The following is a 15,157-nucleotide window of genomic DNA, read 5'->3' as shown; positions in this document are numbered from 1 at the left end:
AGAGATCCCGCGCCCGCGGCCTTCGCGGGCGCGGGCGGGGCCGGCGGCGCGGGAGGCGGCGATCACATAAGGGCCGGGCGATGGGATTTTTCCCATCGCCCGGCCCTTCCTTATGCCCCCGGGGGCTATTTTGACAGAGGGAGCCTCGCGGCGCGCACCTCTTCGATCGTCGGGATCGAGGAGGACGCGCCCTTTTTGGATACCGCCAGCGAGGAGGCCGCCGACGCGAGCCGCAGCGCCTCCGCCACCGTCTCCCCTCCCAGCGCCGCCGCGAGGAAAAAGCCGGTGAAGGTGTCCCCCGCGGCCGTCGTGTCCACGACGGGCACGTCGTACACCCCGTGGGAGAGCCTCGTTTCCCCCTCCCCGTAGAGGACGCCGCTCTTCCCCAGCGTCAGCACGATACGGGAGCCGGGGAACCGCGAGAGCATCTCCGGCAGGATTTCCAGGGGGTCCTCCCTGCCGGAGATCTGCGCGCCCTCCACCTCGTTGAGGAGGAAGATATCCACCTTCCGAAGGTCGCAAGCAAGCATCCGCTCGTCGAAGGGCGAGGGGTTGAGCGCAATGGTCATCCCCCGCTCATGCGCGCGGTCGATCAGGTAGTCCACGAGATTTACCTCATTTTGCAGCAGGAGCAGGTCCCCCGGGCCGAAATCCGCGAGCACCCCGTCCGCGTATTCCCGCGTGATCGCGCGGTTCGCGCCGGGATAGAGCACGATGCTGTTCTGTCCCTTCGCGCTCACCTGGATGATCGCGTTGCCGGTGCGGGTTCCGGCGGTGCGCACGCGGCTCACATCCACGCCCGCCTCCCGGCAGACGTCGAGCAGCATGCCGCCGTCCTCTCCCACCATACCCGCGTGGCAGACCTCGGCGCCCGCGCGCGCGAGCGCCACCGACTGGTTGAGGCCCTTGCCGCCCGGGAAGACCTCGAGCCCCCGGGAGGTGATCGTCTCACCGGGCGCGACGATGTGGTCGAGGGAATAGACGTAGTCGATGTTGAGGGAGCCGAAGTTCAATACGCGCATCGCGGGGCCCCCCTCAGTATTCGAGCGCGACCGGCCCGCCGCTCACCGGCAGCCAGTCGGCGGGGCGCTCCCCCGCCTTCGCGAGGTAGTAGTAGCCGGCGGGCTTTCCGAGCCCGCGGCAGGCGTCGTGCCAGACCTCCCGCGCCATGACGGCCGCCTCCCCGGGGGAGAGCAGCACTGCGCGCACGTCCTCCGCGCGCGGCGGCTCGCCGCCGTGCGGCAGCGCCACGCAGAGGATGACCGGCTCCGCCATGCAGAAGATCGCCTCCTCGGTGTGGGCGTGCTTCTCCATCGAGCGCACCTCGCAGGGCGCGGCCCCGCCGATCGTGTAGCCCAGGTGCCCCAGCGTGTCGATGAGGGGGGCTTTGGTCATGTGGTCCTCATAGGCGTCGGTCTTGGTGTGGGACACCCGTTCGGCGTCCTCCTTCAGATTGTAGTAGGTCCCGTAGGGGGTAAAGTCGAACTCCCCGATGGGGATCGCCTTGATGGTCATCCTATCCAACCCTTTCCGGCCGTCAGACGGCGTTTTTCTTGAGCTGATCGAGGTTCGTCAGGCACATCACCACGACGGTGGCGATATAGGGGGTCATCAGCACGAGCTGCGAGGGGATGTTGAAGCTCTGGAGACCGACCGACACCGCGTCCGCGAACGCGAAAATCAGACAGGCGAAGAACGCCTTGAAGGGGTCGCCCTTGCCGATGCGCGCGGCCGAGACCGCGAGGAAGCCCTTGCCGGCGGACATGTTCTCGGTGAACATCGAGATGCCGCTCAGCGGCAGGCAGGCCCCCGCCGCGCCCGCGAGCACGCCGGTGATGATCAGCGAGGCCCATTTGTACTTGGTCACCGAGACGCCCGCGCTCTGGATCGCCTTTTCGTTGAGGCCGACGCCCCGCAGGCGCAGGCCGAAGCGGGTCTTGTACATGACGATCTGCGAGACGATCACGACGGCGAAGGCCGCGTAAACGAGGATGTTATGGTTGTTGAGCAGCTCGCCCACGAAGGGGATCCTGCCCAGCAGCGGGATGTCGATGCTGCCGAAGCTCTTGATGCGCGGGTCCATGATCGAGCCGCGGATGTGGAAGATGTTGAAGAGGAGCAGCGAGGTGAGCCCCCATGCGCTCAGGTTCATCGCGATGCCGACGACGATGGGGTCGGACTTGAAGTGCAGCACGAAGGTGCCGAAGATCGCGGACATCACGACGCCGCTGGCCATGCCGAAGAGCAGCCCCATGAACGCGTTCTCGAAGAGGTAGCTGCCCCAGGTGGCAAAGAAGGCGCTCGTGAGCACGTAGCTTTCCAGCCCGATGTTGAAGATTTTCGCCTTGTGGCCGAAGACGCTGCCCATCGTGGCCAGCGCGAGCGGCGCAGACAGGCGGACGGTCGCCGCCAGCGTGGAGGTGCTCAGCAGAATTCCCAGCATCTCACTGCACCCCGCTTTCCTGTTTGCGCAGCATGCGCAGTTGTTTCTGGTCGCAGAACCACTTGTAGAGCGCCTCGTAGTCGATCGCGACAAGCAGCACGAAGAGCGCCTGGAGCACCGAAATCACCAGCCGGTTGGTCTCGGTGACGCGTTCCATGTGGAAGGAGCCGCTCTTGAGCGCACCCCAGATGAACGAGATGAAGATGACCGCGATGGGGTTGTTCTTGGCGATCGAGGCGATCATGACGCCGTCCCAGCCGAGGTTGGTGGCGAAGCCGGGGCGGAACTTGCCGAACGTGCCCATCATTTCGGTGCCGCCGCACATGCCCGCAATGAACCCGCTGAGCAGGAAGATCGTCAGGAAGGTGCTCTTGTAGTTGACGCCGCCGAACTTGGAAAACTTGAGGTTCTCGCCGACCATCTTGAGCTCGTACCCCTTGACGGTGTACTTGTAGAGCAGGTGCACCAGGATCGCGATGCCGATGGCGATGAAGATCGCCGTCGTCGCGCTCGTGCGCGGCAGGAGCACCGACAGGCGGGCGGTCGGCTGCATGTCCGGGGTGGCGATCGCGTCGGCCAGCTCGGACGCGTCGAAGCCCATGTACTTGAAGGTCAGGTACTCGGTGAAGAGCAGCGCCGCGTAGTTGAGCATCAGGGTGCTGATCAGCTCGTTGACGTCGAGCAGCAGCTTGAGGATGGCGGGGATGAAGGAGAAGATCATGCCGCTGAGCCCCGCCACCAGCAGGCAGACGACGATATGTACCCCGCGGGGCATGAGCAGCTGGTAGCCGACGACCGCCGAGACGAACGCGCCGAAATACATCTGCCCCTCGATGCCCACGTTCCAGATGCCCGATTTGAAGGCGATGACGGCGGAGATGCCGGTGATGATGCTCGGGGTGGCCCAGCGGATCGTGGTGCCGATCGCGCTGACGCTGCCGAACGCGCCCACGCCGAGCGCCTTGAACGCCTCCGCCGGGCTGTTGCCCTGGGAAAGGATGATGATCGATCCGATGATCATGACCAGCAGCGCGGCGACGAGATATTTGAGGACGGTGAGCTTTCCGTTCGTGGAAAGCCTGAGGTTAAGCTTCATCCCTTTTCCCTCCCAACATGTACATGCCGACCGTCTGCTCGTCCAGCTCGTCGGTATTCCGCAGGTTTCCGGTGATCTCGCCGTTATACATGACGAGGATGCGGTCGGAAAGCTCCATGACCTCGCCGAGCTCGTGGCTCACGAGCAGGACCGAGACGCCCGCCTCCGCGATCTGGATGATCTTCTGCCAGATAAACTCGATCGCGCCCACGTCGATGCCGCGGGTGGGGTCCTCGACGACCAGCAGGTCGTTCTCCTGGCAGAACTCCCGCCCGACGACCACCTTCTGGATGTTGCCGCCCGAGAGGGTGCCGATCTGCGTGTAGACGCTTTCGGCCTTGACCGAGAAGTCCTCGACGACCTGTTTGGAGAACCCTTCGGCCTCCTTTTTGTTGACGAGCAGCGGGTTTTTGAACTTGTGGGCCACATGGTAGCCCATGATGCAGTTTTCCAGGATGCTCGAATCCCGGGCGCAGCCGGTGCCGAGGCGGTCCTGCGGGACGTAGCCGATCCGGTCGACCCGGTGGCCGCGCGGGGAGAGGTGGGTGATGTTCTCCCCCTTGTAGCGGATCTCGCCCGATTCGGGCCTGCGCAGCCCGAAGAGGCTTTCGATCAGCTCTCCCTGCCCCGAGCCCGCGACGCCCGCGACGCCGACGATCTCGCCCTTTTTCACCGAGAAGCTGACGTTCTTGACCTTGACGACGCCGTCGTCGCTCTTGACGGTCAAATCCTTCACGGCCAGCAGGTCCTCGCCGATCTCCTTTTCCTGCTTCTGGGTGTTGAAAAGCACCTCGCGCCCGACCATTAGGCTCGCGAGCAGCTGCTCGCTGGCCTCGGCGGGGGTCAGGTTGCCGGTGACGCGGCCGTTTTTGAGCACCGTAATATAGTCAGAGATCTCCATTACCTCTTTGAGCTTGTGGGTAATCAGGATCACAGTTTTTCCGTGTTCAGTCAGATAGCGGATCGCATCGAACAGGCCCTCGATCCCCTGCGGGGTGAGCACCGCGGTCGGCTCGTCGAGGATGATGATGTCCGCGCCCTTGTAGAGGACCTTCACGATCTCCACCTGCTGGAGAAGCGAAACAGGCAGGTCCTGCGCCTTTTCGTCCAGCGGGATGGAAAACTTGTACTTGTCGCAGATCTCCTGGATATCCTTCCTCGCCTTTTTCCTGTCCAGGAAATATCCCATACGGGTGGTCTCAAAGCCCATCATGAGGTTTTCCAGCACCGTAAGCTCGGGATAGAGCATGAATTCCTGGTGGACCATGCCGATCCCGCATTTCGCCGCGTCGTTGGGGTTGCGGAACACGACCTTTTTGCCGTTGACGAACACCTCGCCCTTGCTCGGCTTATAGATGCCCGCGATCATGTTCATCAGCGTCGACTTGCCCGCGCCGTTCTCGCCGATGATCGAATGCACCGACGCGCGCTTCACCGTCATGTTGATGTCCTCGTTCGCGACGAGCGAGCCGAAGTATTTGCACATCCCCTTGACTTCCAGAATGACGTCTTCCATAATTGCCTCCATCCTGAGCGGAACCATTCCGTCCGTTGGATTATTCGGCGGGCGGCAGGAGCCTTCCTGCCGCCCACCGGAGCGTTCGGGGGTTATTTTACAACGTTTTCGTCCTCAGTGACCTGGATGGTGCCGTTCTTGATGCCCTCGACAATCTCGAGCACGCCGTCCTGCAGCTCCTTGGGGAGCTTGTCAAAGTCGCGCTGATCGTACATCGGGAGCCCCTGCGCCAGGCCGTAGGCCTTGTCGCCGCTCTCGTAGGTGCCGTCGAACACGCTCTTGCCTTCCACATAGAGGGCCTCGTCGAACGGCTTGAGGGCGGACCAGAAGACGCACGGATCGACGTCGCCCTGGTAGTCGTCGCTGCCGATGCACTTGATGCCCTGGTCGGCGCAGCCGGCGATGACGCCGAGGCCGCTGCGGGAGGCGGACTGGAAGATGAGGTCGACGCCGTTATTCTGGATCATCAGCTTGGCGACTTCCTGGCCCTTGACGGGGTCCTGGTCGTTGCCGACGTAGGCGACCTCGACGGGGATGTTCTCATCGACGTGGTGCACGCCGGCGATGAAGCCGTCGCGGTACCGGCGGCTGACGGGACGGTCCGCGTGGGCGATGAAGCCCACCTTCTTGGCCTCGGTGGTGTTCGCCGCGAGATAGCCCGCGATGAAGGAGGAGGCGTACGGGTCGACGGAGATCGAGCTGACGTTCGGCTCGTTCGTCTTCATGTAGACGTCCGCGAGGATGAACTTGGTGTCGGGATACTCGGGAGCCACCTTGACGGCCAGCTCGGACAGGTCGCCCCACATGCAGTAGACGGGGTTGGCGCCCAGCTCGGCCATCGCGCGGACCTGATCCTCATATTCCGCCTTGTCGAGCGTCTCAATGATCTTGAGCTCGGCCCCGGTCTCGGCGGACAGCTTCTCAAGGCCCTTCACGCACAGCGCGATGAACGGGTCGCCCACGGGGGACGGGATGAGCAGCGCGATCGGCTTGTCGCCGGTCGGGACGCTCGCTTCGGCCTGTGCGGCGGGCTCCTCGGCGGGGGCGGCGTCCTCTTCGGAAGCGGGGGCCTGGCTGGCCTGCGAGGGGGCGGGGGCGGTCGCGCAGCCCGCGAAGACGCCCGCTAAGAGCGCGAGGCAGAGAAGCAGAGAGATCGATCTTTTCATTTTTTCATAACTTCCTTTCTTCCTAGCTTATCGTTAAGAGGCTTCCTTTCCTCCTGGGTCCGTTATTCCTGCCAGTGCTTTAAGATCGCGTCGGTCGTCTTTTCCGAAAGGGAGGTGATGCTCTGGGTTTCCATCGTGCGCACGTAGGTGTCCAGCCGGTCCTCGAGCGGCTCGGTGAACTTTTTGTCGAGCGCCGCCGTCCCGAGCATCGCGCCGTAGGCGTGCCCGATCGGGCCGCCGGTGCAGTCGTTGTCCTGCCCGGACATCATCAGGATGCTCATCGCCTTTTGGTAGTCGTTGCCCGCGAAGTAGATCGCGATCACCTCGGAGGCCATGTTCGGGTAGCAGTGCACCCAGTTGTAGTGCTTGTATTTTTCCTCGCACAGCTCCCACGCCTCGCGGTAGGTCGCCGATTTCTCGCACGCCTCGAAGGCGAACTCGAGCACGGTGTAGAACTCGCTGTCCATCGGGATGGCGCGCATCGCCTTCTCCAGAACGGTGCGCATGTCGGTCTCGACGTAGGCCATCGAGACGAGCACCGCGTTGAAGACCTCCGCGAGGATGCCGTTGTTGTGGTGGGAGACCCGCCCGTCCTTCCAGGCGAGCTCGGCGGCCAGCCTGGGCCTGCCGGGGGCGAGCGCGCCGCAGATGGCCGCGCGCATCGCGGCGCCGATCATCTCGCGGTAGGGATTGACGAGGTAGCCGCTCTGCGGCGGATAGATGCCCGAGCGCATGTGGCGCAGGGCGACCTCCTCGGCCGTGTAGGCGAAGGGGATGAGCCCCACCCACTTGTCAGCGATGTCGTCGGAATCGATCGCGTAGCCCTTTTCACGGAACGCCTCGAGCAGCGCGAGCTCGAAGGTGATGTCGTCGTTGAGGGTCTCGGGGGGCTTGACGTAGCCGTCGATCTCCCCGAACACCTCCCACAGCCGGGAGGATTTGAAGCCCTCCACCGCCGTGCCGAGCGCCGAGCCGATGATCTCGCCCAGCCAGCCCGCGTGCACCCGGTCGAAGAGCTCCTCCCGGCCGGGAAGCCGGTAATCGGGATATTCGCAGAGCTGCGCGTTTTGCAGGTACTGCTCAAAGCTCTCGTAGACCACGCAGGACCAGTAGGGGTGCCCCTCGATCTTGGGGGCCTCGGCGAGCGCCTTGAACACCCGCGCGTTGAGGACCTGCAGGTCGATGAGGCGGTCCTCCCGGATCGCGTCGAACGCCAGCGGGATGAGTTTGTCCGCCTCGGTGACGTCGTAGCCCATGTTCGCCATGCTGCTGATCGCGCCGAGCATCTTGGAGTAGGGCGCCTTCGACTCGGGCAGGGGCTTGGTCCACGCGCCCTTGCCGCTCTCGAGCATCTGGCGCGCCTCCTCGAGGAACTTGCCCTCCAAAAGGTTGTCCCACTGGATGAGGTCGGTGCGGTCCTTCACCGGCACCGCGCCGCTGAACATTTCATAATCCCATTCCCACGCTTGTTTCATGCGGTAACACTCCTATCTGTAAAATTATGACATGGTCAAAAAATAGGGCTTGTATTATAATGGTCCTGATACTTTCAGGCTGGTACGATCAGGTTTTTTTGCGTTTGCCGCCTGCACTGTTTTGGAAGGAGGGCGCCCCATGTCCATCTCCTGCGCGGACCTCAAGGGCCTCAGGCACTTCAGGCAGATCCGGCTGGTCGCCGGTGAAAAGGGGCTCTACCGGCAGATCTCCTGGCCGTTCATCTGCACCACCTCGACCATCTCCCAGTGGCTGCACGGCGGGGAGCTGATCTTCATTTCGGGCGCGGGTCTCGACTGCGGGGAGGAGAGCCTGCTCTCCCTCATGCGTGAATCGGTCTCCAAGGGGCTGGCCGGCATGGTCATGCTCACCGGGGAACGCTACATCCCCGAAATCCCCCCGTCGCTGGTCGAGCTGGCCGACGCGTCCTGCTTCCCGCTCTTCGAGATGCCCTGGGACGTCAAGCTGATCGACGTGACGCAGGAGATCTCCGAAAACATTATGTACCGCAAGGAGCAGGCGAAGAAGGGGCAGCGGTTCCTGGAGCAGCTGCTCTTTTCCGCGGACGACAGCCGCACCTTCGAGGAGCTTTCCGGGCTGTTCGGGATCCCCCAGCGCGCCTTCCGCTTCATCGCGGTGGCGGAGATCCAGGCCGGGGACCCGGCGGCCGCCGCCCTGGACACCATCAAGAGCGACCTCTCCCACACCCTCAAATCGTGCGGCGAGGGGGAGGGGCGCAGCGTCCTGGCGATGGGGTACCTCAACACGGTCGTCTGCCTCGCGCTCGGCAAGACCGAACGGGACGCCGACGCGCTCGACAAATGCCTCACCGAGACGTTCGGCGTGCTCTCCAAGCGCTATCCCCACGCGCCGCTGCGCCTGGGCTTCGGGCGGGTGTGCCAGAAGGGCTGCCCCATCCGGACGAGCTACTCGGAGGCCAAAAAGGCGCTGGCCACGATGGCTAAGGGCATCAGCCGGGAACAGGTGCTGCACTATTCCGAGCTCGGCATCTTCCGGCTCTTCTTTGAAATCGAGAACCCCGAGGAGATCCGGAAGTACTCCCGGGAGAACCTCGGGCCGCTGCTCGAGGCGGACCGGAAGAACGGCTCCGACCTCGTGGGCACGCTGCGCAGCTACCTCTACAACAACTGCAACCTGCTGCGGACCTCCCAGGCGCTCTATATCCACCGCAACACCCTCATCTACCGCCTCAATACGATCAAGGGGCTGCTTGCCAAGGATTTAGACGATGCGTTTGTCCGGCACGAACTCTTCAACAGCATCCTTGCCGCGGAATTCATCGAAAAATAGCGGTTCCTCCCGCAAAAAGCCCCGGTCGGTTTCGACCTGCTCGAACCGCCGGAAGAGGAATTCTCCCCCGCGCACCGAGCAGGCGACGCTCGCGCGTTCGCAGACCGCGTCAAACTCGTCGGCGGCGTTGAGCACGATAAAGTTTGCGTCCCTGCCCGGCGCGATGCCGTAGGCGTCCTGGATGTGCAGCGTCTTCGCGCCGTTCACCGTGATCAGGTCGAGCGCGCCGTAGATCTGCTCGATGCTCGTGAGCTGGCAGGCGTGCAGGCCGGCGTCGAGGATGTTCATGAGGTTCCCCGAACCGAGCGGATACCACGGGTCGGAGATCGAATCCTGCGCGAAGCAGACGTTGAGTCCCTCGGCGAGCAGCTCGGGCACGCGGGTCACGCCGCGGCGCTTGGGGTAGCTGTCGCACCGGCCCTGAAGATGCATGTTCTCGGTCGGGCAGGAGATGAAGTTGAGCTTCGCGAGCTTGAGCAGCTTAAAGAGCTTGGCGGTGTAGGCGTTGTTGTAGGAGGCCATCGCGCAGGTGTGGCTGGCGGTGGTCAGTTCGCCGATGCCGCCGAGGTAGGCCTGCGCGGCCAGCTCCTCGAGGAAGCGGGACTGCTCGTCGTCCGTCTCGTCGCAGTGGATGTCCACGAGCTTTCCGTATTTGACCGCGAGCTCGACCGCCCTTTTGACCGAGCGCAGCCCGAACTCGCGGGTGAATTCAAAGTGCGGGATCGCGCCGACGACGTCGGCGCCCATTTTAAGCGCCTCCTCCACGAGCCGGTCGCCGCCCGGGAAGGAGTACATCCCCTCCTGCGGGAAGGCGATGATCTGCATGGTGACGAGGTCGGAGACCTCCTCGCGCAGCTCCAGCATCGCCTTCAGGCCGGTGAGGTTGGGGTCGGTCACGTCCACATGGGTGCGGACGTATTGGATGCCGCTCAGGATCTGCTTGCGCAGGGCGATGCGGGCGCGGCGCTTGATCTCCTCCCCGGACATGCCGCCCTTTGTCTCCGACCAGCGCTGGATGCCCTCGAAGAGGGTCCCGCTGTGGTTTTTCGCGCCGGGTTCGCGCGCCGTATATACATAATCCAGATGGATGTGCGGTTCCACATAGGGCGGAAGCGTCAGCTTCCCGCCGAGGTCCACCCGCTCGGCCTCCGGATACCGGGCGCCCAAGCCGGGAGCGATCTCCGAAAAGACGCCGTCCTCCACCAAAAGGTCGGTGACGCCGGCGGCGCCCTTGAGCTTCGCGTTCAGAAATAAGGTTCTCTTCATGTCCCGAAATCCCCTTTGATCCAGGCGGGCCGGTGGCCGCCGTGTTCTCTGTTAAAAAGCATAGCACAGCGAAACGGCTTCGTCATTGTACCCTGCGTACAAGCATTTGGCGAGCTTTCGGACTTTTTGTACATTGTAGCCACAATCCTTTTCCCTTATCATTTGATTATGTGATGAACATCCAAAAGGAGGGCGCTGTATGTTTGAAGAAGTCAAGATGGAACGGATGACCTGGCGGGAATTTGAGGCGAAAAAGGACCAGGTCCTCATCCTCCCGGTCGGCGCGACCGAACAGCACGGGCCGCACCTGCCGCTCTGCGTGGACGCGGTGCTCGCCGAGCAGTTCGCCTGCCGGCTCGCCCAGGCGGTCGGCGGCGTGGTCGCCCCCACCCTCTCCTACGGCTATAAATCGAAGCCCCTGAGCGGCGGCGGGCCCCTCTTTCCCGGCACGATCGACCTGAACGGCGCGACGCTCCAGCAGCTCGCCTCCGACCTGTTCGACGAGTTTGTGCGGGACGGCTTCACCAAAATCTTCATTATGAACGCGCACTTTGAAAACGACCCCTTCCTCATCGAGGCGATGGACCTGTGCAGCGCCCGTTATGGGGACCGTGTCACCCTCCTGCTCTCCAACTGGTGGGACCCCATGCCCGAGGAACTGATCGCCCGCCTCTTCGACGAGGTGCCCTTCCCCGGCTGGGCGTTCGAGCACGCGGCGATCACCGAGACCTCCCTCATGCTCTACTTCGCGCCCGAGCTTGTGCGGGAGGAGCTCATCGTCGATTCAAAGGGCGCCGCGCCCTGCCCCTACTTCAAATACCCCATCGATAAAGACGCCATTCCCTCCACCGGGGTCCTCGCGACCGCGCGTTCCTCCTCGGCGGAAAAGGGGCGGCTGATCGTCGAGGCGGTTCTCCCACGCCTCGTCGAGATCGTCGGTACGGCCTTCCCGGGCTGACAAAAACAGGGCGGCGGGTCCGTATGGATCCGCCGCCCTGTTTTTGCGCCGACCGGAATCGGACCGGTGAATGTTGGTTTCGCAGATTTTTTGCTTTCCATGCCGCGGATGCGCAAAAACCCCCGCTGCTTTCGCAGCGGGGGTTTTGTCCTTTGGAGGCGCCGACCGGAATCGGACCGGTGAATGAAGGTTTTGCGGATTTTTTGCTTTCCACGCCGCGGATGCGCAAAAACTCCCGCTGCTTTCGCAGCGGGAGTTTTGTCCTTTGGAGGCGCCGACCGGAATCGGACCGGTAAATGTTGGTTTTGCGGATTTTTTGCTTTCCATGCCGCGGATGCGCAAAAACCCCCGCTGCTTTCGCAGTGGGGGTTTTGCCCTTTGGAGGCGCCGACCGGAATCGGACCGGTAAATGTTGGTTTTGCAGATTTTTTGCTTTCCATGCCGCGGATGCGCAAAAACCCCCGCTGCTTTCGCAGCGGGGGTTTTGTCCTTTGGAGGCGCCGACCGGAATCGGACCGGTAAATGCTGGTTTTGCAGATTTTTTGCTTTCCACGCCGCGGATGCGCAAAAACCCCCGCTGCTTTCGCAGCGGGGGTTTTGTCCTTTGGAGGCGCCGACCGGAATCGGACCGGTGAATGAAGGTTTTGCAGACCTCTGCCTTACCGCTTGGCTACGGCGCCGCTATCATATACCGCAGTATATGAAAAAAGAGGCGCGAAGTTTCCATTCCCGACCTCTTTTTGTTGGAGCGGGTTACGAGGCTCGAACTCGCTACCTCCACCTTGGCAAGGTGGCGCTCTGCCAAATGAGCTAAACCCGCGTTTGGTGCCTTCGGTCGGAATCGAACCAACGACACGAGGATTTTCAGTCCTCTGCTCTACCAACTGAGCTACAAAGGCAAACTGGCGACCCGGATGGGGCTCGAACCCACGACCTCTAGCGTGACAGGCTAGCGTTCTAACCAACTGAACTACCGGGCCATCTGCGCCGGTCTTGTCGAACAGCGCGATATTTATTATAATCGTTCCCACCGTTTTTGTCAATAGGATTCGGGGAAGAATCTTGAAAAAAGAACGGCGGAAAAAACCAGACGCGGGCGGGAGGAAATCCTCCCGCCTATGGTATTCCCTAATCGCCGAAGGAAATACCCAAACTGCGCGCTGTAAAAATCATCTGGTCGTTGACCGGGACGAATTTCGTCTTTCCGGCGACGTCGGACAGGCGGTTGTGGACGATCTCGTTGTTCTGCTGGGCGACGGTCACGCCGAAGATGCCGCGGCTGAAGAGCTCCGCGCCGTAAACGCCGAACTGGGAGGCGAGCACCCGGTCGTAGGCAGACGGCTCGCCGCCGCGGATGAAGTGCCCCGGCACGACCATGCGCGTCTCGGAGCCCGAGCTCTCCTCGATCTGCCGCACGATGCGCGCCGTCGCCGTCGTGATCCCCTCGGCGGCGCGTTTTTCGGCGCGCTCCTTCTTTTTCATTTTGGCCTCTTCGGCGTCGAACGCGCCCTCCGCGACCACCACGATCGAGAATCCCCGGCCGGACGCCGCCCGCCGCTCGATCGCCTTGACGACCTTTTTGATGTCGTAGGGGATCTCGGGGATGAGGATGACGTCCGCACCGCCCGCCACGCCGGTGTAGAGGGTGAGCCAGCCCGCCTTGTTGCCCATGATCTCGATGACCATCACCCGTTTGTGGCTGCTCGCGGTGGTGTGGATGCGGTCGACCACCTCGGTGCCGATCCCCACGGCGGTATGGAAGCCAAACGTCACGTCGGTGCCCCAGATGTCGTTGTCGATCGTCTTGGGCAGGCCGATGATGTTGAGCCCCTCCTCGGAGAGCAGATTGGCCGTCTTGTGGGTGCCGTTGCCGCCCAGGACGAAGAGGCAGTCGAGCTTCATCTTTTTGTAGTTGCCCTTCATCTCGGCGACCTTGTCCACGTCGTTCTCGACGATCTTCATGTTTTTATAGGGGGTGCGCGCCGTGCCGAGGATGGTGCCGCCGCGCGTCAGGATGCCGGAAAAATCCGACTGCTTCATCTCATGGTACTCGCCCTTGATCAGCCCCTTGAAGCCGTCGACCACGCCGACGATCTCCACGTCCGGCATCTTCTGGTAGAGCGCCTTGGCCACCCCGCGGATGGTCGCGTTCAGTCCCGGACAGTCACCGCCCGCCGTTAAAATTCCCACTCTTTTTGCCATTTCCTTTTCCTCCTTACGCAAAACCCGTCCGATTACCGAACCAGCAGCGCCCACACGAGCAGCCCGTATTCCGCCAGCGTGATCGCCGGGATTCCAACCACAAAATACCAGCGGCGCGTCTTGTGCCGGAAGAGATACATGCCGGCCCACACGCCCCATCCCCCGCCGATCACGGCGAAGAAGAAGAGCGTTTTCTCGGGGATGCGCCACGCGCCGCGCTTCGCCTTCCACTTGTCGAGCCCGCAGGCCGCCAGTCCCGCCGCGTTGACCGCGAAAAGCGCCCACATCAAGACGGTTCCCATCCGCTCATCCTTTCATTCGGAATCTTCGCAAAATCAGTATACCACATCTTTCCGCCGATGGAAAGGCGCACGGCAGAAGGGCGGGGAGCACGCTCCCCGCCCCTTTTACGGCTCAAAAATTCGCGCCGTTCCAGCCCCAGCTGGCCACCTCCTCATATTTGACGTAGACGTGGTCGGGCGCGATATCCAGTTCGTCGCGCAGGATGCCGGTGATCTCCCCGGTCAGCCTGTCAAAGGCGGACGCGGGCGCCTTGCCGTAAACCTTGACCTCCACGAAGGCCATCGGCGCGCCGGCCTCCCCGCGGAAATACATGCGGCAGCCGTCCTCGAACGTGCACATCAGCCAGTTTTCCGTCTTGCCGGGGATGGCGGTGATCGCCTGTCCGAATTTTTGCTTGATCGCCTCCTCCTTTTCCGGGGTGAGCGTGACGTTTACCTTTGTCTGGATGCAGGGCATTGCGATTCCTCCCTCAAATTTTTCTGCGCTTATTATATCCCGTTCCCGCCGTGTTTTCAATCGTTTTTCCGGGACGGCCGTTTCCGTCCCGCCGCCGGACTTGCACGGGACGAGACCCTTTGGCATATAGATGAATCGTGCCATGTCTTGCATGGTGCGTTTTCTTTTTCGCCCGATTCTCAAATCCGCCGGGTTCCGGCCGAGGAGGTCTTCCCTTGTTCTCGTTGTTCGCCGCCCTGTGCAACCTGCTCTATTTCGCCCTGCACGTCACCGGTACCGGGTCCTTCCCCCGCCCCCTCTCCGCCAAGGAGGAACGCGAATGCCTCGATCGGATCGCCGCCGGGGACGAAGCCGCCAAAGCCTGCCTGATCGAGCACAACCTGCGCCTCGTGGCCCATATCATCAAGAAGTATTACAGCACCTTCAAGGACCAGGACGACCTGATCTCGATCGGGACGATCGGACTGATCAAGGCGGTCTCCACCTTCAACACCGACAAGGGGACCCGTTTCGCGACCTACGCCTCCCGCTGCATCGAAAACGAGGTGCTGATGCACTTCCGCAATAAGAAGAAGTCCGCGCAGGACGTCTACATAAGCGATCCGATCGACACCGACAAGGACGGAAATTCCCTGACGCTCGGCGACATCATGTCGGAGGAGGACAACATCATCGACTGCATCGACCTGCACATCAAGTCGGAGCAGCTCTATGATTTTATCGCCTGCTGCCTCGACGAGCGGGAGCGGCAGATCATCGTCATGCGCTACGGACTCGGCGGGACCCGCCCGCTCACCCAGCGGGAGGTCGCCAAAAAGCTGGAAATTTCCCGCTCCTATGTCTCGCGCATTGAAAAGAAGGCGATCGGAACGCTTCGCACCCGCTTTGAACGGGAGGGCGCATTTCTCTGACGCGCCGTTCGGGCGGCAAAACCTGTAAAGGAGAG

14 protein-coding genes and 4 tRNA genes are annotated in these 15,157 nt (G+C 62.5%); 3 read left to right on the top strand and 15 right to left on the bottom strand.

The genetic code is table 11. The features are described from left to right. Positions 1-125: 125 nt before the first annotated feature. The 7 genes from C1A13_RS04920 to C1A13_RS04890 form a co-directional block, all read right to left on the bottom strand. Positions 126-1,022, bottom strand: a complete 897-nt coding sequence (locus tag C1A13_RS04920) for a ribokinase (protein ID WP_101549658.1) — start codon at positions 1,020-1,022, stop codon at positions 126-128. 13 nt (positions 1,023-1,035) lie between these two features. Continuing rightward, on the bottom strand, positions 1,036-1,515 hold the full coding sequence (locus tag C1A13_RS04915) for an ureidoglycolate lyase (protein ID WP_101549655.1): 480 nt from the start codon (positions 1,513-1,515) through the stop codon (positions 1,036-1,038). Positions 1,516-1,537: 22 nt separating this feature from the next. Then, on the bottom strand, positions 1,538-2,443 hold the full coding sequence (locus tag C1A13_RS04910; protein ID WP_101549653.1) for an ABC transporter permease: 906 nt from the start codon (positions 2,441-2,443) through the stop codon (positions 1,538-1,540). Position 2,444: 1 nt separating this feature from the next. Further along, positions 2,445-3,539, bottom strand: a complete 1,095-nt coding sequence (locus C1A13_RS04905) for an ABC transporter permease (protein ID WP_101549651.1) — start codon at positions 3,537-3,539, stop codon at positions 2,445-2,447. Then, positions 3,529-5,055, bottom strand: coding sequence for an ABC transporter ATP-binding protein (locus C1A13_RS04900; RefSeq protein ID WP_101549649.1), 1,527 nt, complete (start codon positions 5,053-5,055; stop codon positions 3,529-3,531). The genes C1A13_RS04905 and C1A13_RS04900 overlap by 11 nt, the downstream gene beginning before the upstream one ends. A gap of 92 nt (positions 5,056-5,147) precedes the next feature. Continuing rightward, a complete protein-coding gene (locus C1A13_RS04895; RefSeq protein WP_101549647.1) occupies positions 5,148-6,221 on the bottom strand; it encodes a BMP family ABC transporter substrate-binding protein in 1,074 nt (357 codons plus the stop codon). Positions 6,222-6,283: 62 nt separating this feature from the next. Continuing rightward, entirely contained in the window at positions 6,284-7,696 is a 1,413-nt protein-coding gene (locus tag C1A13_RS04890) for an ADP-ribosylglycohydrolase family protein (RefSeq protein WP_101549645.1), read from the bottom strand. 139 nt (positions 7,697-7,835) lie between these two features. On the opposite strand from C1A13_RS04890, the gene C1A13_RS04885 reads away from it, so the two are divergent. After that, positions 7,836-9,026, top strand: a complete 1,191-nt coding sequence (locus C1A13_RS04885; RefSeq protein ID WP_101549643.1) for a PucR family transcriptional regulator — start codon at positions 7,836-7,838, stop codon at positions 9,024-9,026. Here the strand turns inward: C1A13_RS04885 and codA are convergent. Then, positions 8,958-10,292, bottom strand: a complete 1,335-nt coding sequence (gene codA, locus C1A13_RS04880) for a cytosine deaminase (protein ID WP_101549641.1) — start codon at positions 10,290-10,292, stop codon at positions 8,958-8,960. The two genes, C1A13_RS04885 and codA, sit on opposite strands and share 69 nt — an antisense overlap. A gap of 199 nt (positions 10,293-10,491) precedes the next feature. Here codA and C1A13_RS04875 point away from each other — a divergent pair, with 199 nt between their 5' ends. Then, a complete protein-coding gene (locus tag C1A13_RS04875; RefSeq protein ID WP_101549639.1) occupies positions 10,492-11,250 on the top strand; it encodes a creatininase in 759 nt (252 codons plus the stop codon). Between the two features lie 605 nt (positions 11,251-11,855). On the opposite strand, the gene C1A13_RS04870 is transcribed toward C1A13_RS04875, so the two are convergent. The 7 genes from C1A13_RS04870 to C1A13_RS04840 all read right to left on the bottom strand — a co-directional run bounded on the left by C1A13_RS04870 (position 11,856) and on the right by C1A13_RS04840 (position 14,211). Beyond that, positions 11,856-11,930 (bottom strand) — tRNA-Cys (locus C1A13_RS04870). 64 nt (positions 11,931-11,994) lie between these two features. After that, a tRNA-Gly gene (locus C1A13_RS04865) sits at positions 11,995-12,070 on the bottom strand. Positions 12,071-12,073: 3 nt separating this feature from the next. Then, a tRNA-Phe gene (locus C1A13_RS04860) sits at positions 12,074-12,149 on the bottom strand. A gap of 4 nt (positions 12,150-12,153) precedes the next feature. After that, positions 12,154-12,230, bottom strand: a tRNA-Asp gene (locus C1A13_RS04855). Positions 12,231-12,378: 148 nt separating this feature from the next. Beyond that, entirely contained in the window at positions 12,379-13,452 is a 1,074-nt protein-coding gene (locus C1A13_RS04850; RefSeq protein ID WP_101549637.1) for a 6-phosphofructokinase, read from the bottom strand. Between the two features lie 32 nt (positions 13,453-13,484). Next, entirely contained in the window at positions 13,485-13,754 is a 270-nt protein-coding gene (locus C1A13_RS04845; protein ID WP_101549635.1) for a DUF1294 domain-containing protein, read from the bottom strand. Positions 13,755-13,866: 112 nt separating this feature from the next. Continuing rightward, positions 13,867-14,211 (bottom strand): phenylpyruvate tautomerase MIF-related protein, encoded by a 345-nt coding sequence (locus C1A13_RS04840; protein ID WP_101549632.1) that lies wholly within the window; start codon positions 14,209-14,211, stop codon positions 13,867-13,869. Between the two features lie 215 nt (positions 14,212-14,426). Between C1A13_RS04840 and sigK the strand changes: the two genes are divergently transcribed. Further along, positions 14,427-15,122: an RNA polymerase sporulation sigma factor SigK gene (gene sigK, locus C1A13_RS04835; protein ID WP_101549630.1), complete on the top strand. Its 696-nt coding sequence runs from the start codon at positions 14,427-14,429 to the stop codon at positions 15,120-15,122. The last annotated feature ends 35 nt before the right edge of the window (positions 15,123-15,157 follow it).

This window comes from Anaerotruncus massiliensis (ex Togo et al. 2026) (assembly GCF_900199635.1).
GTDB lineage: Bacteria > Bacillota > Clostridia > Oscillospirales > Ruminococcaceae > Anaerotruncus > Anaerotruncus massiliensis.
Note: the sequence above shows the minus strand (reverse complement) of the source record. Positions and strands in the feature narration are given on the sequence as shown.